22 protein-coding genes are annotated in these 18246 nt (G+C 69.1%); 13 read left to right on the top strand and 9 right to left on the bottom strand.

Annotated elements, in window-relative coordinates:
- Positions 1–103: 103 nt before the first annotated feature.
- The 5 genes from ACE3T2_RS17485 to ACE3T2_RS17465 all read left to right on the top strand — a co-directional run bounded on the left by ACE3T2_RS17485 (position 104) and on the right by ACE3T2_RS17465 (position 4518).
- Positions 104–1165 (top strand): mannose-1-phosphate guanylyltransferase, encoded by a 1062-nt coding sequence (locus tag ACE3T2_RS17485; RefSeq protein WP_374659668.1) that lies wholly within the window; start codon positions 104–106, stop codon positions 1163–1165.
- A gap of 85 nt (positions 1166–1250) precedes the next feature.
- Complete coding sequence (locus ACE3T2_RS17480; RefSeq protein ID WP_374659666.1) at positions 1251–2333, top strand: GNAT family N-acetyltransferase; 1083 nt, start codon at positions 1251–1253, stop codon at positions 2331–2333.
- A 121-nt stretch (positions 2334–2454) separates the two neighbouring features.
- Entirely contained in the window at positions 2455–3657 is a 1203-nt protein-coding gene (locus ACE3T2_RS17475) for a threonine ammonia-lyase (protein ID WP_374659664.1), read from the top strand.
- Between the two features lie 11 nt (positions 3658–3668).
- Positions 3669–4175, top strand: coding sequence for an FKBP-type peptidyl-prolyl cis-trans isomerase (locus ACE3T2_RS17470; RefSeq protein ID WP_374659662.1), 507 nt, complete (start codon positions 3669–3671; stop codon positions 4173–4175).
- Positions 4176–4179: 4 nt separating this feature from the next.
- Positions 4180–4518: a hypothetical protein gene (locus ACE3T2_RS17465; RefSeq protein WP_374659660.1), complete on the top strand. Its 339-nt coding sequence runs from the start codon at positions 4180–4182 to the stop codon at positions 4516–4518.
- Positions 4519–4563: 45 nt separating this feature from the next.
- On the opposite strand, the gene ACE3T2_RS17460 is transcribed toward ACE3T2_RS17465, so the two are convergent.
- On the bottom strand, positions 4564–5088 hold the full coding sequence (locus ACE3T2_RS17460; protein WP_374659658.1) for a DUF1993 family protein: 525 nt from the start codon (positions 5086–5088) through the stop codon (positions 4564–4566).
- A gap of 71 nt (positions 5089–5159) precedes the next feature.
- Positions 5160–5636 (bottom strand): SRPBCC family protein, encoded by a 477-nt coding sequence (locus ACE3T2_RS17455; RefSeq protein ID WP_374659656.1) that lies wholly within the window; start codon positions 5634–5636, stop codon positions 5160–5162.
- A gap of 46 nt (positions 5637–5682) precedes the next feature.
- Between ACE3T2_RS17455 and ACE3T2_RS17450 the strand changes: the two genes are divergently transcribed.
- The 4 genes from ACE3T2_RS17450 to ACE3T2_RS17435 all read left to right on the top strand — a co-directional run bounded on the left by ACE3T2_RS17450 (position 5683) and on the right by ACE3T2_RS17435 (position 7901).
- Positions 5683–6006: an ArsR/SmtB family transcription factor gene (locus ACE3T2_RS17450; protein ID WP_374659654.1), complete on the top strand. Its 324-nt coding sequence runs from the start codon at positions 5683–5685 to the stop codon at positions 6004–6006.
- A 95-nt stretch (positions 6007–6101) separates the two neighbouring features.
- On the top strand, positions 6102–6665 hold the full coding sequence (locus ACE3T2_RS17445) for a carboxymuconolactone decarboxylase family protein (protein WP_374659652.1): 564 nt from the start codon (positions 6102–6104) through the stop codon (positions 6663–6665).
- A gap of 2 nt (positions 6666–6667) precedes the next feature.
- Positions 6668–7465 (top strand): SDR family NAD(P)-dependent oxidoreductase, encoded by a 798-nt coding sequence (locus ACE3T2_RS17440; RefSeq protein WP_374659650.1) that lies wholly within the window; start codon positions 6668–6670, stop codon positions 7463–7465.
- Between the two features lie 4 nt (positions 7466–7469).
- Positions 7470–7901 (top strand): hypothetical protein, encoded by a 432-nt coding sequence (locus tag ACE3T2_RS17435; RefSeq protein ID WP_374659648.1) that lies wholly within the window; start codon positions 7470–7472, stop codon positions 7899–7901.
- A 6-nt stretch (positions 7902–7907) separates the two neighbouring features.
- Here ACE3T2_RS17435 and ACE3T2_RS17430 read toward each other — a convergent pair whose 3' ends face one another.
- The 3 genes from ACE3T2_RS17430 to purU all read right to left on the bottom strand — a co-directional run bounded on the left by ACE3T2_RS17430 (position 7908) and on the right by purU (position 10244).
- Positions 7908–8357, bottom strand: coding sequence for a DUF2214 family protein (locus ACE3T2_RS17430; protein ID WP_374659646.1), 450 nt, complete (start codon positions 8355–8357; stop codon positions 7908–7910).
- 74 nt (positions 8358–8431) lie between these two features.
- Positions 8432–9265 carry an EamA family transporter gene (locus ACE3T2_RS17425; RefSeq protein WP_374659644.1) on the bottom strand — a complete coding sequence of 278 codons (834 nt, stop codon included), beginning with the start codon at positions 9263–9265 and terminating at the stop codon, positions 8432–8434.
- Between the two features lie 136 nt (positions 9266–9401).
- Entirely contained in the window at positions 9402–10244 is an 843-nt protein-coding gene (gene purU / locus ACE3T2_RS17420; RefSeq protein ID WP_374659642.1) for a formyltetrahydrofolate deformylase, read from the bottom strand.
- 92 nt (positions 10245–10336) lie between these two features.
- On the opposite strand from purU, the gene argE reads away from it, so the two are divergent.
- Positions 10337–11518, top strand: a complete 1182-nt coding sequence (argE, locus tag ACE3T2_RS17415) for an acetylornithine deacetylase (protein WP_374659640.1) — start codon at positions 10337–10339, stop codon at positions 11516–11518.
- On the opposite strand, the gene ACE3T2_RS17410 is transcribed toward argE, so the two are convergent.
- Positions 11490–12518: a glycosyltransferase family 2 protein gene (locus tag ACE3T2_RS17410; protein ID WP_374659638.1), complete on the bottom strand. Its 1029-nt coding sequence runs from the start codon at positions 12516–12518 to the stop codon at positions 11490–11492. The two genes, argE and ACE3T2_RS17410, sit on opposite strands and share 29 nt — an antisense overlap.
- A gap of 30 nt (positions 12519–12548) precedes the next feature.
- Here ACE3T2_RS17410 and rfbC point away from each other — a divergent pair, with 30 nt between their 5' ends.
- Positions 12549–13103 carry a dTDP-4-dehydrorhamnose 3,5-epimerase gene (gene rfbC, locus ACE3T2_RS17405; protein WP_374659636.1) on the top strand — a complete coding sequence of 185 codons (555 nt, stop codon included), beginning with the start codon at positions 12549–12551 and terminating at the stop codon, positions 13101–13103.
- Positions 13104–13178: 75 nt separating this feature from the next.
- Positions 13179–13952 carry an acyl-CoA thioesterase gene (locus tag ACE3T2_RS17400; protein WP_374659703.1) on the top strand — a complete coding sequence of 258 codons (774 nt, stop codon included), beginning with the start codon at positions 13179–13181 and terminating at the stop codon, positions 13950–13952.
- Positions 13953–13969: 17 nt separating this feature from the next.
- Here the strand turns inward: ACE3T2_RS17400 and ACE3T2_RS17395 are convergent, their stop codons facing one another.
- From ACE3T2_RS17395 to ACE3T2_RS17385, 3 genes are read right to left on the bottom strand one after another with little or no spacing between them, the layout of a single operon-like run.
- A complete protein-coding gene (locus ACE3T2_RS17395) occupies positions 13970–14365 on the bottom strand; it encodes a VOC family protein (RefSeq protein ID WP_374659634.1) in 396 nt (131 codons plus the stop codon).
- The gene (locus ACE3T2_RS17390; protein WP_374659632.1) at positions 14362–15456 is read right to left on the bottom strand and encodes an NADH:flavin oxidoreductase; all 1095 of its coding nucleotides are present in this window, start codon (positions 15454–15456) and stop codon (positions 14362–14364) included. Before ACE3T2_RS17390 ends, ACE3T2_RS17395 begins: the two co-directional genes overlap by 4 nt.
- Entirely contained in the window at positions 15453–16601 is a 1149-nt protein-coding gene (locus ACE3T2_RS17385; protein ID WP_374659630.1) for a trans-acting enoyl reductase family protein, read from the bottom strand. Before ACE3T2_RS17385 ends, ACE3T2_RS17390 begins: the two co-directional genes overlap by 4 nt.
- Positions 16602–16804: 203 nt before the next feature.
- On the opposite strand from ACE3T2_RS17385, the gene ACE3T2_RS17380 reads away from it, so the two are divergent.
- Entirely contained in the window at positions 16805–18226 is a 1422-nt protein-coding gene (locus ACE3T2_RS17380) for an MFS transporter (protein ID WP_374659628.1), read from the top strand.
- Positions 18227–18246 lie beyond the last annotated feature (20 nt).

Here is an 18246-nt window from a genome sequence, read left to right as displayed (position 1 = left end):
ACGGCGCAACCTATACCCCGGCTTGCCGCGCGCTGCTCGCGCTTTCGCGTCGGCGCCGGGCAAGGCTATGGTCGCTGCGAGGTTTCTCCGTATCGAGGTCGAGTTGGGCAAGATCATCCCGGTGCTGATGTCGGGCGGCGCGGGCACGCGGCTGTGGCCGCTGTCGCGCAGCCGGCGGCCCAAGCAGTTCCATCGCCTGGGCGGGGCGCACAGCCTGATCCAGGACACCGCTCTGCGGCTGATGGGCGAGATGTTCGCCGCTCCCGTGGTGATCTGTGCGGCGGCTCATGCGGACCTCGCCCGCGCGCAGCTGGCGGAGGTGGGCGTCGCGCCCGCAGCGATCCTGGCCGAGCCGGCGCCGCGCAACACCGCTGCGGCCTCCATCGCCGCGGCCGCCTATGGGGCGAGCCTCGATTCCGACGCCCTGATGGTGCTGATGCACGCCGACAACCTGGTGCGTGATGTGGCCGCTTTGCATGCGGCGATCGCCGCGGGGCAGGGGGCGGCGCAGACCGGCGAGATCGTGTTGCTGGGCCTGAAGCCGACCTGGCCGGCGACGATCTACGGCTACATCCGTGGGCAGGGCGAAGGGCCGGTGCGCAAGGTGGCGAGCTTCGTGGAGAAGCCGGACCTCGTCACCGCCGAGCGGTTCGTCGCCGATCCCGACTACAGCTGGAACGGCGGCATGTTCCTGTTCCGGGCCGGCGCCTTCCTGGACGAGGCGCGGCGGCTGGCGCCGGAGGCGGCGCGGGCCGCCGAGGCGGCGGTGGCGGGCGGGGCGCGGGAGGGCGATCTCCTGACCCTCGGCGCCGCCTTCCTCGACGCGCCGGATGTGGCGGTGGACGTGGCGATCATGGAGCGGACGGACCGGGCCAGCGTGGTCGAGGCCGATATCGGATGGGCCGACGTCGGCAACTGGAGCGCGCTGTGGGAGCTGTCCGACAGGGATGGCGAGGGCAACGCCCTGGAGGGCCAGGCGCTGGCCGTGCAGAGCGCCGGCTGTCTGGCGCGCACCGACGGGCCGCGGGTGGTTCTGGCCGGGGTCGAGGATCTGGTGGTGGTGGTCGAGAATGGCGTGGTGCTGGTCACCCGCAGGGACGATCCGGGCGCGGTGCGCGCGGCGGTGGATGCGGTCAAGGCGCGCGGGTGGACCGACCTCCTCTAGCCATGGTTGCGGCAACCTCCGGGAAAGAGTTGACTGATAGGGTTCGCCGCGAATTGGGCGCGGGATGCGCCAGGGGATAGCGCTCGTGGATTTCGAGGTCGTTCGGCCGCAGGATCTGACCCCCGCCAGCATCGAACGCTGGGCGGCGTTGCAGAGCGCGGACATCGCGCTGGATTCGCCGTTTCTCTCACCCCAATGGGCGCGGGCGGTCGAGCGCGTGCAGGGCGAGGGCGCCCGCAACGTGCGCGTCGCCATCCTGAAGGAGGCTGGGCGCGAGGTCGGCTTCTTCCCCGCGCGCGTCGGGTCGTTCACCGCCATGCCGGTCGGGGCGCCGATGTGCGACTACCAGGGGCTGGTGGCCGAGCCCGGCCTGCGGGTCGAGGCCAAGGACCTGATCGGCGCCTTGGGCGTCGACCGGCTGGACTTCACCTTCATGCTGGAAGAGCAGGCGGTCTTCGCCAAGCACGCCCGCGGCCGCGACCTGTCCTATGTCGTGGACGTGGCGGGCGGCTACGAGGCCTATGAAGCCGAGCGCCGGGCGGCCGGCGCCTCGGTGCTGAAGGACAGCGACAAGAAGCGCCGCAAGGTCGAGCGCGAGGTGGGGCCGGTCGAGTTCCAGGCCTTCTCCCGCTCGACCACCGACTTCGATCAGCTGCTGGCCTGGAAGAGCGCCCAGTGCCGCGCCACCGGCCAGACCGACGTCTTCCAGGTCGCGTGGACCCGCAGCCTGCTCAAGCGCCTGTTCGAAAGCCGTGAGCCAGACTTCGGCGCGGTGCTGTTCACCCTCCATTTCGGCGGCGAGCTGGCGGCGGTGCACCTGCACCTGCATGGCCGCCGCACGGTCCACGGCTGGATCATCGCCCACGATCCGCGTTTCGAGCGCTATTCGCCGGGCATCCTGCTGTTCCAGGACATCCTGCGCTGGATGGACGGCGCGCCCTATTCGCGGCTCGACCTCGGCCCCGGCGACTACCGCTTCAAGCGCGAGCTCTCCAACGCCGGCCAGTGGGTGACCCACGGCTTCGTCGGCCTGCCCTCGCCTGCGGCCCTGGCGCGTCGGGCGGCCTACGGCGTGCGTCAGGCGGCCGAGGCCCTGCCGCTCGGCCGCGTCTCGGAACTGCCGGGCAAGGCCATGCGGCGCATGGACGTTTGGCGCGGGCTCAGCTGAGCGGCAATTTATTGCCCCAAGCGCCCCTCAATGCGGCGCTTGGCGCAGCAATCGACCCGCTTCCATTGCGGTAAGGGATTTGCGCCGCTAGACGTGGCGCACCTCCCACATCGGCACTCCCATGACGCTTTCCATCGACGACATCCGCGCCGCAGCTGAGCGGCTGAAGGGGCACATCGAACGCACGCCCTGCCGGCATTCGCGGACCCTGTCGGAGATTACCGGGGCCGAGGTGTGGGTGAAGTTCGAGAACCTGCAGTTCACAGCGGCCTACAAGGAACGCGGAGCGCTCAATACCCTGCTGCAGCTGTCGGACAACGAGCGCGGGCGCGGCGTGATCGCCGCCTCGGCCGGCAACCACAGCCAGGGCTTGGCCTATCACGCCGCGCGGCTGGGCATTCCGGTGACCATCGTCATGCCCCGCTCGACTCCCTTCGTGAAGGTGCAGCAGACGCGCGCCCACGGCGCCCAGGTGGTGCTGGAAGGCGAGAACTACGACGAGGCCTCGGGCGTCGCCATGAAGCTCTGCGAGGAGAAAGACCTCGCCTTCGTCCATCCCTTCAACGACCTGAAGGTGATGGCCGGCCAGGGCACGGTGGCGCTCGAGATGTTCGAGGACGTGCCGGACCTCGAGGCCCTGCCGATCCCGATCGGCGGGGGCGGACTGATCGCCGGCTGCGCCACGGTGGCCAAGTCGCTCAACCCGCGGGTCGAGATCGTCGGGGTCGAGCCGGCCATGTATCCGTCCTTCACCGCCAAGATGCGCGGCGTGAACGGGACCAGCGGCGGGGCGACCATCGCCGAAGGCATCGCGGTCAAGCAGGTGGGCGAACTCTCCTACGCCATCGCCCGCCCACTGATCGACGAGGTGCTGCTGATCGAGGAGCCGCACTTCGAGCGGGCTGTGGCGCTCTACTGCAACGTCGAGAAGACCGTCGTCGAGGGCGCCGGCGCGGCCTCGCTCGCCGCCCTGCTGGCCTATCCGACCAAGTTCAAGGGCAAGAAGGTCGGTCTGATCGTCACCGGCGGCAATATCGACACCCGGCTGCTGGCCTCGGTCCTGACCCGCGAACTGGTGCGCGACCAGCGCCTGGTCAGTCTGAGGATCATCGGCGACGACCGCCCCGGCCTGCTGGCCACCGTCTCGGCGGTGATCGGCCAGATGGGGGCCAACATCATCGAGGTGGCCCATAACCGCCTGGCCCTCGACGTGCCTGCCAAGGGCGCGGAGTTCGACATCATGATCGAGACCCGCGACGCCCAGCACACGCAGGAAATCATGGACGCCCTGCGCGAGCGGGGCTATCCGCCGCGCGCCGTCTAGAGGATCACCACATGAAGCGCGTTCTTTCCGCCGTGGCCGTCGCCCTGCTGCTCGCCGCCTGCAACCGCGGCGCGGCCACCGCCGATCCGGCCCAGCTGGCCAAGGCCGCCGCCGACGCCAAGGCCTATATGGACACCAACGCCAAGGCGCCGGGCGTCCAGACCCTGCCTTCGGGCGTGCAGTACAAGATCGTCCGCTCGGGCCCTGCAACCGGCCTCAAGCCCGGCCCCAACGACGAGGTGAAGGTCCACTACGAGGGCAAGCTGGTCGACGGCACGGTCTTCGATTCCTCGTACGAGCGCGGCCAGCCCGCGGCCATGCCGCTGCCGGCCCTGATTCCCGCCTGGAAGGAAGCCCTGCAGCTGATGCGGCCGGGCGACGAATGGACGCTCTACGTCCCGCCGGCGCAGGGCTATGGCGAAGAAGGGGCCGGCGAGATCCCGCCCAACAGCGTGCTGATCTTCCGCATCGAACTGATCGACGTGCTCCCGGCGCCGGGCCGTATCGGGCAGGGGTGAGCCGATGTCGCCGCCCGACCTCGTCGATCTTGAGGCATTCTTCGAGTGCGAAGCGATATTGGCCGACCCGGCCGTCGGATGGCGCAACAACGCCCTGACCTTTGAGACCGAGCGAAACGGCTATCGAATCTGGTGCGAACTGCGCCCGGTATTTGCGACCCTCAGCGTCGTGTTGAGCGCGGGGGACTTGGAAGTAGCGAGGGCCGATCTCGGCGCGTTCACGTCTCTGGAAATCATATCTGAAGGCGCGCGTGAGCTGCTGGTCGCGCGCTTTGGCGACACGGACACCGCCAGCCTTTGGTTGACGCTGCGCCCCCAGGCCAGTCTGCGGCTGGTCGCCTAGCGGGTGGAAGGCGACGCCCCGAGGGGCGTCGCGTGATCGTCGATCTCAGCCCATCTTCATCCGCAGCGCGCCCATGTAGTCGCGCTTGCCGATCGGCACGCCGCGGGCGCGCAGCAGGTCGTAGGCGGTGGTGGCGTGGAAGTGCAGGTTCGGGGTCGAGAACGACATCAGGAAGTTCTCGGCCGTGAACGGGATCTTGGTGCCGCGGAACTCGAAGAACACGTCCTTGCCTTCCAAGGCGTTCACCTCTTCCCGGCTCAGGGCCGAGAGCTTGGCGTGCGTGTCCTTGATGAGCGCCACCAGCGCCGGATAATCCTGGGCGGTCTGGTCGCCGCCGGGCGAGAACACGCCGGCCTTGGCGCCTTCGATGGCGCCCAGCGAGTGGTGGGCGACCGAGATCACCTGGAAGCGGAAGTCGAACATGTCCTCGCACATCTTCGAGGTCACGATCTCCTGCGGGTCGATCCCATTGTCCTGGCAGTGGGCCAGGCCCCGCTCCAGGAAGCCGGCCACGCCGCCCACCGTCTGGAGAAACGCCGCCACGCTGACGTCGTAGAGAGAGATCGCCATTTTCCGCCCCTTATGTGATTTGGGCGGGCAATCTCCTCCGTCGGGCGCGCTGACGCCAGCGGTTTTCGGCGCTACGTGTACATGCCCTCGCGCAGGTTGATCCCGTGCTCGAGCCAAGCCTTCATCGCGCACTGCATCTGGCTCCAGCCCTGGCAGTTGCCGTACGAGGCCTTGAGGCCGGCGGGGGTCTGCTTCCAGCCGCGTTCTTCGATCGCGACCAGGGTGCGGCCGTCATCCAGCGGCTCGAAAGTCATGGTCACGATGGTGTTGTAGCCGACGGCCGTGACGGGCGCGCCGTCCTCCGGCTGGCCTTCGCTGGCCTCCCACTCGAAGACGATCTTCTTCTGCGGGATCACCTCCTTGACCCAGACAGGGAAGGCGCCCGGGAAGTCGGCGAAGTCCCAGTAGACGGTCGCGCCGGTCTCGAGCCGGCCCTTGGCGCCTCCGGTGGTGAAGTAGCGTGACAGCTCGGCCGGATTGACGACGGCCTCGAACACCTCGGCCACCGGCTTGGCGATGCGGGCGCTCACTCGGAATGTCAGATCCATGATCTAGCTCCTTGTCTTGCGCCCAATTATGTTATAAATTTATAACATGTCAAGCGAGTCGGAAAACGACCTGATTTTCAAGGCCTTGGCCTCACCCACGCGGCGCAGGATCCTGGATGAAATCAAGGACGCGCCGCTGACCACGGGCGACCTGTGCGAACGGTTCCCCGAGCTCGACCGCTGCACGGTCATGCAGCACCTTAAGGTCCTGGAGGGCGCCGACCTGGTGATCGCCCGGCGCGAGGGGCGCGAGCGCTGGAACCACCTCAACTCCATGCCGATCAAGCAGATCCACGACCGTTGGATCGGGCCCTATGCAGAGCGGGCGGTGACGGTGCTGGAACGGCTGAAGGGTGATCTCGAGGCCTGAGCGCCATACCGGCGCCTCGAAAGCTTGCGCGGTCCGCGCGGGCAGGCTTTGCTGCGGGCCAAACCAGACAGAAAACAATCTACGGGAAACGCCCTATGCGCCTCGCCAAGCCCCGGATCGCGCCGGTCCAGGACGCCGACCTCTCGGACGAGCAGAAGGAGATCCTCGCCCCGATGGGCGATCGGGTGCTGAACATCTTCCGCACCATGGTCCAGGCCCCGAAGGCGGCGAAGGGCTTCCTGGCCTGGGGCAACTATGTACTCTCCAAGAAGAACGACCTGCCGGCGCGCGAGCGGGAGATCGTGATCCTGCGCATCGGCTATCTCTGCCGCTCGGGCTACGAGTGGACCCAGCACCTGCCGATCGGCCAGCGCGCGGGCCTGACCGACGAGGAGGTGGTCCGCATCAAGGCCGGCGCCGACGCCGCCGGCTGGAGCGCGGCCGACCAGGCGCTGCTGCGCGCGGCCGACGAACTGCACCACGACCAGTTCATCACCGAGCCGACCTGGACCGCGCTGAAGACCCATTTCAGCGACAAGCAGTGCATGGACGTGGTGTTCACCGCCGGCCAGTACACCCAGGTCTCGATGATCCTGAATTCGTTCGGGGTGCAGCTCGACGCCGGCCAGACCCTCGATCCCGACCTGAAGGGCTTCTAGCCGTGCGGCTCGCCGGGAAGACCGCCATCGTCGTCGGCGCAGGCCAGACGCCGGGGGAAACCGTCGGCAACGGCCGGGCCATCGCCCTGCTGTTCGCGCGCGAAGCCGCCGACGTGCTGTGCGTCGACCGCGTGCTGGAGCGCGCGCAGGAGACGGTGGCGATGATCGAGGCCGAGGGCGGACGCGCCGCGGCTTTCGCCGCGAACATCGTGCGGGCGGAGGACTGCGCGGCCATGGTCGACGCGGCCAAGGCCCGGTTCGGCGCAGTCGACATCGTGGTCAACAACGTGGGGATCGGCGGGGGCGGCGACGGTCCGGCCCACAAGCTGACCGAGGACGCCTTCGACCGGATCCTGTCGGTCAATCTCAAGGGCGCCTGGCAGGTCGCCAAGGCGGTGCTGCCGACCCTGCGAGAGCAGGGCGCGGGATCGATCGTCAACATCTCGTCCCTGGCCTCGATCGCCGGCGGAAACCAGGCCGCCTACGAAATTTCCAAGGCGGCGGTGAACCGCCTCACGACCAGCATCGCCCAGGCCAATGCAGGCAAGGGCGTGCGCTGCAACGCCGTGGCCATGGGCCTGCTGGACACCCCTATGGCCGTGGCCGGCATCGCCGCGGCCAGCGGTCAGGAGCAACAGGCCGTTCGCGAAGCCCGCAACGCCCGCGTACCGCTGGGCGGCAAGATGGGCACGGCCTGGGACACCGCCTATGCCGCCCTGTTCCTGGCCAGCGACGAGGCGCGGTTCATCACCGGCACGGTGCTGTTCGTCGACGGCGGCATGTCGACCCGGATCGGGTAGTCGCATGTTCCCTGATCCCACCATCGTCTGGCGGCCCTTGCCCAGCGAAATTGACGGCGTCTTGTCGCCGTTCGTGCTTGACGGCGGCGTCTGGCGTGGAGAGCGCCGTCTGGCCGTTGTGGAGCCGCCGCCCGGGCGCCGGGCGTATGGGGTCGCCGCCATGTGCATCGCCTACGCCGCCTACGACGAGATGCTCTACTCGGTCGCTTCGCACGGCGAAGGGCTGCGCTACGATGGCGGTGTCTATCTGAAGGAAGCTCAGGGCTCGCTTTGGCTCAAGGCCCATGCCGAGATCGACCCGCTGGAGCGTCGCCTAAGGCACTTCTGTCTGGTCGGCGGAGAGATTTGTTATGAATTTCTCAGCATCCAGCCGCCCGAGATCGTCGTCTTTGCCGATGAGGTCGACGCCTATCGTTGGGCGAAGGCGCCGGACTGACGCGACCTACTGCCCGAACCCGCGCACCATCATGGCGGCGAAGATTGGGATCAATGCGAAGACGGCGACCTCGGCGAGCATGAACGGCCGCACGGCGGCGACGTCGGCGACCGAGAGGGCGAAGTCGGGCTCGCTGCGCGCCCGCTTGCGCCATTGCAGGATGCGGAGGGTCGGCGGCGCCGACAGCAGGCCGACCACGGCGAAGGCGGCGATCTTGCTCCAGAACGCCCAGTTGCCCAGGAATGCCTCCGGTCCCTTGGCGCCCCAGTAGACCCGCGCGAACCCGACCGCCAGGACCGCCGTGGCGATGGCCCCGTAATGCAGGTCGAGAACCCCCACGCGCTTCAGGCCTGCGCCTGACAGGCCCGGCCGGATCATGGCCAGCTCGGCCGCCAGGATCGCGGCGAGGCTGAAGACCAGCAGGTGGTGGGCGATGGTCAGGACAAGGTCGGTCACGGCGGGCCTCTCATTGGATTGCTCCGTCAGAGTGGCGCGATTAATTTACGATGTAAATAGTAATTCGAGCCGCCTCATGCCAACCGCAGAACGGCCGCGCCTGCGGCGATGATTACGCAGGCGAGGATGCGGACAGGGGTCATGCGCTCGCGCAGGAAAACCGCGGCGATGGCGGCGGCGAACAGGATCGAGGTCTCGCGCAGGGCCGCAACTGCAGCCACTGGCGCCTTGGTCATGGCCCACAGCGCCAGGCCGTAAGCGGCCAGCGTGCCGAATCCGCCGACCGCGCCGTAGAACGCGTTGGCTCGTGCATAGGCGAGGAACTCCGCCCGGCGCCTCGCCAGCGCCCAGGCCAGCAGCGGTGCGCCGGTCAGCAGGCAGAGCCAGAGATTGTAGGCGATCGCCGCCTGCGACAGCCGCACGCCCACCCCGTCGATCAGGGTGTAGGCGGCGATGACCAGGGCGCTGGGCAGGGCCAGCCGCACGCCGGCCATGCCCGTCTCGCGCGCCCCCAGCGCCAGGCTGAGCACCCCAGCGCAGATCAGCACGACCCCGATCCAGGCGATCGGCGGCAGGTGGTCGCCCAGCGCGAAGGTCCCGGCCAGGGCGACGAGGATCGGCGCGGTCCCGCGCATCAACGGATAGATCTGGCTCATGTCCGCGCCGCGATAGGCGCGGGCCAGCAGCAGGTAGGCGCCGAGCTGCAGGATGGCCGAGACGCCCAAGTAGGGCCAGCTCTCCAGAGTCGGCTGCGGCAGGAACGGCAGGGCGGCGATCGCGATCACCGCCGAGCCGGCGGCGACCAGCACGGTGGTCAGCAGCTTGTCGCTCGCGCCCTTGACGATGGCGTTCCAGCTGGCGTGCAGCAGGGCCGCGAGCAGGACGACCGCAAAGACGTCGAGGGACATGGGGCGGTCAACCTCCGTTCGTCATAGCCGGGCTTGTCCCGGCCACCCATACACGCCGAGCTTGGCTTTGCGAGCGCCGAGTCCATGGGTCCTCATTATTGCGCTGCGCTCCGGCCCGGGATGACGAGCGTGTGGGTCAGTCGGTGAACACCACGGTCTTGGCGCCGTTCAGCAGCACCCGGTCTTCCAGCCGCCAGCGGACGGCTCTCGCCAGCACCCGGCGCTCGATGTCTCGGCCCTTGCGGATCAGGGCGGCGGGGGTGTCGCGATGGCTGATGCGCTCGACGTCCTGCTCGATGATCGGGCCTTCGTCGAGGTCGGCGGTGACGTAGTGGGCGGTGGCGCCGATCACCTTCACCCCGCGCTCGTGCGCCTGATGATAGGGCCGCGCGCCCTTGAAGCCCGGCAGGAACGAGTGGTGGATGTTGATGCACCGCTCCTCCAGCTTGGCGGCCAGGCCGTCGGACAGCACCTGCATGTAGCGGGCGAGGACCACCAGCTCGGTGTCGGTCTCCTGGATCAGCTTCCAGATCGCCGCCTCCTGCTCCAGCTTGGTGGCGCGGGTCACCGGCAGGTGGTGGAACGGCACGTCCGAGAGGTCGAGATTGGCATAGGTCTCGATCGGGTGGTTGGAGACCACGGCGGCGATCTCCATCGGCAGTTCGCCGCGTCGCCAGCGATAGAGCAGGTCGGCCAGGCAGTGGTCCTGCTGGCTGGCCAGGATCATGACCTTGCGCTTGACCTTCGGGTCGCGCAGCGCCCAGCGCATCGAGAAGCCCTTGGCCAGGGCCTCGAAGTCCTCGCGCAGGGCCGCGACGTCGGCGCTCTTGGCGTCGAACACGACGCGCATGAAGAACTTGCCGGTCTCCTGGTCGTCGTACTGCTGGGCGTCGAGGATGTTGGCGCCGCGTTCGAACAGGAAGGCCGAGACGCGCGCGACGATGCCCGGCTGGTCGGGACAGGAGAGGGTCAGGATCATGATGGCGCTGTAGGGCGCATTCCTGATCAATCCGTCAAGCTTTTGGCGATGCGGCTTGGAGGCCGGGTGCGCCCGGGGCTAGGCTCGGGCCCATGTCCTCGTCTGAAATCCTGACGCCGCGCGCCCTGGACGTCCTCGCCCAACTGGTGGCGTTCGACACCACCTCGCGCAACTCCAACCTCGCCTTGATCGAGTGGGTGGAGCGCTACCTCGACGCTCACGGCGTGGCGCACCGGCGCGTGCCGAATGCGGACGGGACCAAGTCGAACCTGATCGCCACCGTCGGACCGGCCGCGCCCGGCGGGGTGGTGCTGTCGGGCCACACCGACGTGGTGCCGGTCGACGGCCAGGCCTGGGTCACCGACCCGTTCGTGCTGACGCCGAAGGACGACGGGCGCATCTATGGCCGCGGGACCTGCGACATGAAGGGCTTCCTGGCCCTGGCCCTTGCCGCCGTGCCCGAGCTGGCGGCGACAGAGCCGAAGAAGCCGGTGCACCTGGCGTTCTCGTACGACGAGGAGATCGGCTGCCTGGGCGCGCCGGACATGATCGCGGTGATCGCTCGCGAGCTGCCGCGCCCGGCGCTGGTGGTGGTCGGCGAGCCGACCATGATGGAGGCGGTCAGCGGCCATAAGGGCATCTCGACCTTCACCGTCACGGTGAACGGCAAGGAGGCCCATTCCAGCCAGACCTATCTGGGCGTCTCGGCGATCATGGAGGCGATCCCGCTGCTGGCCTCGCTGAAGGCCCTGGCGCGGCGGCTGGAGGAGGAGGCCGACCCCGCCTCCCCGTTCCTCCCCCGCCACGCGACCCTGACGGTCGGCCTGCTGAACGGCGGCACCGCCGGGAACATCCTGGCGCGCGAGTGCAGCTTCCAGTTCGACCTGCGCTGTCCGCCGGGCCAGGACCCGCGTGCGGTGATCGCCCCGTTCGTCGCACAGGTGCATGAGCTGGACGGGCGGCTGAAGGCGCAGTTTCCGGAGGCGGGCGCGAAGATCGTCCAGCGCTCCAACACCCCGCCGCTGGCGCCCGAGCAGGACGGGGCGGCCGAGGCGTTCGCCCGGCGACTGGCCGGCGACAACGGCCCGGCCCGGGTGGTGCCCTATGCGGCTGAGGCCGGGCAGTTCCAGGAGGCCGGCTTCTCGACCGTGATCTGCGGTCCCGGCTCCATCGACCAGGCCCACCAGGCCAACGAATATGTCGACCAGGTTCAGCTGGAGCGGGGCGCGGCCTTCATGGCCCGGCTCATCGAGTGGGCCGCAGCGGGCGAATGACCGGGCGACGATGGAAGAGGTCGCGCGGGTTCCAGGTCATGGCCCGGGCGATGTCGAGGCTGGAGGCGCGCCGCCGAGCTTGAACCCGCCGCCGGCTCCTCAGGATGGTTGGCAGGCCCTTCAGCGACTCCTTGAACGCCTTCCAGACCAGCGGCGCGTGGTGGTGGTTGTCGCGGCGGCTGGAGATGTAGGCCACCGAGGCCAGGTGCAGCGGCACGACCAGCGGCAGCAGCGGCCAGGGCGTGTCCTTGTAGACGACGTAGAAGCGGTTGCGGGTGCCGTGGAACACCGCGAACTCCGACTTGCGCCCGCCGCTGGAGGCCGAGCCGACATGCTCGATGACCGCGGCCGGGACCAGCAGGGTCGGCTCCCCGGCCAACTGCAGCCGGTAGCCCAGGTCGACGTCCTCGGAATAGCAGAAGAAGAACTCGTCGAAGCCGCCCAGTTCCAGGAACAGCGCCCGGTCGATCATCATCGCCGCGCCGCAGGGCGAGAACACCTCGCCCTCGGCGGTGTCGCCCGGATCCGGCGAGAGATAGCCGCCGCGATAGGGGATGCCGTAGATCGACATGATGTCGCCCAGGCCGTCGAGCAGGGCGGGGTCCTCGGCCATCACCTGGCGGGAGGTGAAGGACCGGACGGCGGGGTGTCTCGCCGCGGCGTCGATCAGCGTCTGCAGCCAGTCGGGGCGGGCGTAGGCGTCGGGGTTCAGCAGTACATACCAATCGCCGCGCGCCAGTCGCGCGCCCTGGTTGCCGGCGCCGGCGAAACCCAGGTTCTCGCTGTTCTCGATCAGGCGCACGAACGGGAACTCGCGCGCGATCTGGCGGTCGCCGGGATCAGGCGAGGCGTTGTCGATCACCAGCGTCTCGAAGTCGGTGAAGGTCTGCGCCGCCAGGTGCCGGAGGCAGGTGCGCAGGGTAGGCCCCGAATTGTAGGCGATGACGCAGACGGTGATCTTCGGCGCTGGCGGCTTGTGTTCCGGCGCGGGGTCGTTCATGCGGTGGCGGTTTCCAAACTCGGGGCAGTCATGACGTCGATCACGCCGCTTTCCATTCCTGAGGTCCTGCTTATCACGCCCAAGCGCCATGGCGATGCGCGCGGCTGGTTCGCCGAGACCTGGAGCCGCCGGACCCTGGCGGAAGGGGGCGTCGACCACGACTTCGTGCAGGACAACCAGGCCTTCAACGCCAAGGCCGGCACGGTGCGCGGCCTGCACTTCCAGCAGTCGCCGCATCCGCAGGCCAAGCTGGTGCGGGTGCTGCGCGGCGAGATCTTCGACGTGGCCGTCGACGTGCGGGCCGGATCGGCGACCTACGGCCAGTGGGTCGGCGCCAGGCTGACGGCGGCCGGCGGCGAACAGCTGCTGGTGCCGCGCGGCTTTGCGCACGGCTATGTGACCCTCGTCGACGATTGCGAGCTTTTCTACAAGGTCGACGGGCTCTATGCGCCGCAGACCGAAGGCTCGCTGATCTGGAACGATCCGGACGTGGGTATCGAGTGGCCGTGGGACGGCGAGGTCATCCTGTCCGACAAGGACAGGATCGCGCCGCGGCTGAAGGACATGCCGGTTCCGGCGTTTTAGGTAGGGGCTCTGGCGGACGTGGCTGACAAGAGCGAGCTGGTCGACATCCTGAACATCGAGGCCATCGACCTCGACATGTTCCGCGGGCGCACGCCCGAGGGCGAGACCCGGCGCATCTATGGCGGCCAGGTGGTGGCCCAGTCGCTGGCCGCCGCCTACCGCACGGTCGAGGGCCGTGTCTGCCACTCGCTGCACTGCTACTTCATTCGCGGCGGCGACCCCAAGATCCCGATCCTGCTCAAGGTCGAGCGGGTGCGCGACGGCGGGAGCTTCACCATGCGCCGGGTCACCGCCCTGCAGCACGGCCAGCAGATCTTCAACCTTTCGGCCTCGTTCCAGGCCCCCGAGCAGGGCCTGGAGCACCAGATCGGGATGCCGTCCGTCCCCGGCCCCGACGGGCTGCTGGACGAGGACGAGCTGCGCAAGGCCGGCGGCGAGACCGAACAGCGCCGGACATGGCCGATCGAGGTCCGCCCGGTCGACCCCCCGCCCTATGGCACGGCGCCGGTGATGGATCCCGAGCACGCGGTCTGGTTCCGCGCCCGCGCCCCGCTGGGCGACGATCCGATGATCCACCAGTGCGCCCTGGCCTACGCCACCGACATGACCCTGCTGGACACCTCGCTTCGGCCGCACGGCATCCCGTGGAGCGAAGGGCGGCTGCAGGTGGCCAGCCTCGACCACGCCCTCTGGTTCCACCACCCCAGCGACTTCACCACCTGGCATCTCTATGTCCAGGACAGCCCCTCGGCCTCGGGTGGGCGCGGCTTCAACCGCGGCTCGATCTTCGATTCCACCGGCAAGCTGGTCGCCTCGGCGACCCAGGAAGCCCTGATCCGGTATCGGTAGGGGGATGACGCTCGGCGTCAGCGAGGCTCGGCCTCGTGACAGCAGAAGCAGAGCTTCGCGCCGGCGGGGTCGCGGACATAGGCCCCGTAGTAGTTCGCATGGTACTGCGGGCGCAGGCCGGGCGGGCCCTCGTCGGTCCCGCCGTTCGCCAGCGCCAGGGCGTAGGCTGCGTCGACCGCGGCGCGGGCCGGCGCCAGCAGCGCGGTCATGTGGCCGTTGCCGGGGGCGGCCTCCCCGTCGAACGGCCGGCCGACCAGGATAAAGGGCCGGCCGCCGCCAGGCGCGGTCCAGACGGCCCAGCCGCGATCGCGGTCGACGAACTTCAGCGGATTGCCGAGCGTCTCCATCACCGGGCCGTAGAAGGCCAGCGCCGCGTCGAGGTCGTCGGTGCCGATGAAGACGTGCGAGATCATCCCTGGACCGCTTCTTCCTGCACCACGAAGCCCTTCCAGGTGTTCATGTACTCCACGAAGGCGGGCCCCAGTCGCTCGTTCCGGAGATGCTCGCGGGTCACCGGCAGGGCGATCGGAACGAAATCCGGATCGGCCGCGACCCTCTGCGGATAGTCGTGGTGCAGGATCGCCCCGCGGCCGATCAGCACGTAGTCCGCGCCGTTTTCCAGGCACGCGCGCGCCGTGGCCGCCGACATGATCTTGCCGGCGACGCCCAGGCGGACGTTCCCGCGGTCGAGCTCGGTGAAGTAGGACATCAGGGTGCGGCCCTGGAACGCCGCCTCGACCGGCTCCTTGGCGACGTCCCACAGCGACATGTCGAGATAGTCGATCTTGCCCTCGGCCATCAGGCCCTGGGCCAGGTCGCGGATCTCGGCCAGCTCCACCCCGAAGCGCTCGGGCGAGAGGCGGATTCCGAGATGGAAGTCGGGGCGGCAGGCGCTGCGGATCCCGTCGATGATCTCGCGCACGATGCGGGCGCGGTTCTCGGGCGAGCCGCCATAGCGGTCCTCGCGCCGGTTGATGGTCGGCGACAGGAACTGGCACAGCACGTAGCCGTGGGCGCCGTGAATCTCGACGCCGTCGAAGCCGGCGGTCTCCGCGCGGACGGCGGCGGCGATGAAGTCGTCGCGAAGCTGCTCGACCTCGGGGAGGGTCAGGGCCCGCGCGCCGGTCTCGGCGTCCTCCGAGGGGCAGAGGGGCGCCTGGCCGATCAGCTCCTTGGGCGAGCGCATGCCCGCGTGATGGAGCTGGACCGAGGCGATGGAGCCGTGCGCCTTGATGGCGGCGGCCAGGCGCGAGAGGCCCGGCAGGTGCTGGTCGCCGAAGACGCCGAGCTGGCCGGGGAAGCCCTGGCCGGCGGCCTGGACGTGGGCGGCGCAGGTCATGGTGAGGCCGAACCCGCCTTCGGCGCGGTAGGTCAGCCAGGCGAACTCGTCGTCCGACAGCGTGCCGTCCGGATGGCTCTGCAGATTGGTCAGTGGCGCCAGCATGAAGCGGTTCTTCATGGCCGGCCCGTGGGCGAACGTCAGGGGCGAGAAGAGGTCGGTCATGCTTCCACCTCGAAGGAGAGGCCGGCGTTCTTCTGCAGGCGCTCGATCAGCCGGTTCCCAAGGGCGGCGCCGGGAACCCAGATCCCGCCGGGAACGTCGGGAGCGTTCACCAGGCAGATCGCGGTCTCGGCGATGATCTTCGAGGTCGAGCCGTAGCCAGGGTCCTTATCGCCCTTCACCGCCACGCGGACCTTGCGGCCGTCGGCGGCCAGCCCGACGAAGACGGCGTCGTAGAAGCCGCTCTCGCGCTCTTCCTTGCTCGGGCCTTCGCCGGGCTTGGGCGAATTGGCGGGGTCGAGGGCGAAGCTGGCGGGGGCCTTGGGGTCGACCACCGCCATCTCGTCATAGACGAAGTCCTTCCCATAGGCGTGGCCCTGCAGGAAGTTCGAGCGGTGGACATTCTTGGTGTTGATGGCCGCCATCATGAACGGGCCGACGTCGGCCCCCAGGTCCTCGTCGTGCTCGACGGCGTCGCCGCGCGGCTGCTCGGGGCCCCTGAAGCCCGGCGTGAGGGCGAAGGGGTCGATCATCAGCATGAGTTGGCTGGGATCCTTCTGGATCGCCTCCATGGTGGCCCGGCCGCTGGCGGCGGTGCCGCCCGAAAGGCCGCCCTTCAGCTGGCGCATGCGGCCCTTCACGCGCGGGACCACCCCGCCGAGCTTGGCTTTGGCGGTCTCCTGGGCGAAGAACACGCCCAGCTCGAAGGGGATGGAGTCGAAGCCGCAGGAGAACAGGATGCGCGCGCCGCTGGCCTTCGCCGCGGCCTCGTGCTCGACGATCATCCGCGCCATCCAGTTCGGCTCGCCCGACAGGTCCAGATAGTCGGTCCCGGCCGCGGCGCAGGCGGCGACCAGGTCCGAGCCGTAGAGCTGGTAGGGGCCGACGGTGGTGAGGATGGCCTTGGCTCGCCCGACCATCGCCTTCAGCGACTCCGGGTCGGCGGCGTCGGCGACCACCAGCGGGGTGTCCGTGGGCGCGCCGATCTCGTCGCGCACGGCTTCCAGCTTCTCCAGGCTGCGCCCGGCCATGGCCCACTTGACCTCGCCGCCGACGCCGTAGCGCGCGGCCAGGTGCTCGGCGACCAGGCGGCCGGTGAAGCCGGTGGCCCCATAGACGATGATGTCGAACTCGGCGGCGTCCTTCATGGCGCACGTTCCTCCCTGCAGCGGCGCGACCTTGCCGGAACTTCGCGGGCTTGCAAACGCGCGTTTGAATATCTTTTCGTGTCGAACGGCGTTCGGGATGATTTTCTGGTCGTCCGACGGGGACCGACTCTTGCGCTGCGCCGGCCGCTCGCCATCAATCAAGAACAGCGCCGCGGCCAGCGCGGCGCGAAGGGAGCCCGTCCGTGACCCAAGCCGCGCCGGCCGCAAGGCCGCTCGCCACCCCGACCGCGCTCGCCTTCTCGACCATCGCCCTGCCGCTCGGCGCGCTCGCCGTGGCCGTGGCGGTCTACCTTCCGCCGCACTTCTCGGCTCACCTGGGGGTGCCCCTTGCGACCGTGGGTCTGGCGTTCGCGACGGTGCGGATGCTCGATCTCGGGGTCGACCCGGTGCTCGGCCTGGTCATGGACCGCACCCGGACTCGCATCGGCCGCTACCGGGTCTGGATCATGCTCGGCGGGCCGATCCTGATGGCCGCGGTCTATGCGCTGTTCCAGGCCTCGTCAGGAATCGGGGCGGCCTATCTGATCGTGTGGCTGCTGATCTTCTATCTCGGCAACTCGATCCTCTCGCTCGGCCACTCGGCCTGGGCCGCGACGCTGGCCACCGAGTACCACCAGCGCTCGCGCATGTTCGGCATCCTGGCGGCCGCCGGCGTGGTCGGGGCGGTGATCCTGCTGGTCATCCCGATCGCCACCGCCCACGTCGGCATGGATCCGGCCCAGGGCGTGCGGACCCAGGGCTGGTTCATCTTTGCGATCACGCCGCTCGTTGTGGGGCTCGCCTGCCTGGTCACGCCCGAGCAGGTGGTGCGCACCGCACCCGAGCACTTCGCCCTGCGCGACTATCTCTCGCTGATCACCAAGCCCGACCTGCTGCGCCTGTTCCTCGCCCAGATGGCCCTGACCCTCGGCCCCGGCTGGATGAGCGCGCTCTACATGTTCTTCTTTACCGACTCGCGCGGGTTCAGCGCCGAGCAGGCCTCGATTCTGCTGCTGGTCTATGTGGTGGCCGGGATCGTCGGGGCGCCGTTCACGGCGCGCATGGCCATGCGGTTCTCCAAGCACCGCACGCTGATGGTCACCACCACGGCCTATTCGCTGGGCCTCTGCACGGTGATGCTGCTGCCCAAGGCCAGCGTCGCCTGGGCGATCCCGATGATGTTCTGGCAGGGCTTCATGGCCGCCGGCTTCGACCTGATGATCCGCGCCATGCTGGCCGATGTCGCCGACGAGGTGCGGCTGGAGCAGGGCCAGGAGCGGCTGAGCCTGATCTATGCGCTCAACGCGCTCGCCTACAAGATCGCTGCGGCCTTCGCGATCGGCCTGACCTTCCCGCTGCTCGACGCCATCGGCTACGTCGCCAAGGACGGGGCGGTGAACACGCCGCAGGCGATCACCGGACTGGAGATGGCGTTCATCATCGGGCCGATCGTCTTCGTCATGCTGGGCGGCGCCTGCGTGCTGGGCTGGAAGCTCGACGCCAAGAAGCACGCCGAGATCCGCCGACAGCTGGAGGAGCGCGACGCGCTCTACGCCGAGGCGCCGATCCTGGAGACCTTTGGGACCGAGCCGGCGATCGCCGTGCCGCCCGAGGGCCGCGGCTGACGCGAGGTCACGGTGGGCGG

It is taken from the genome of Phenylobacterium sp. (genome assembly GCF_041919955.1).
Lineage (GTDB): Bacteria > Pseudomonadota > Alphaproteobacteria > Caulobacterales > Caulobacteraceae > Phenylobacterium.
The sequence above is the reverse complement of the archived record's forward strand: the minus strand, read 5'-3'. Positions and strand labels throughout refer to the sequence as shown.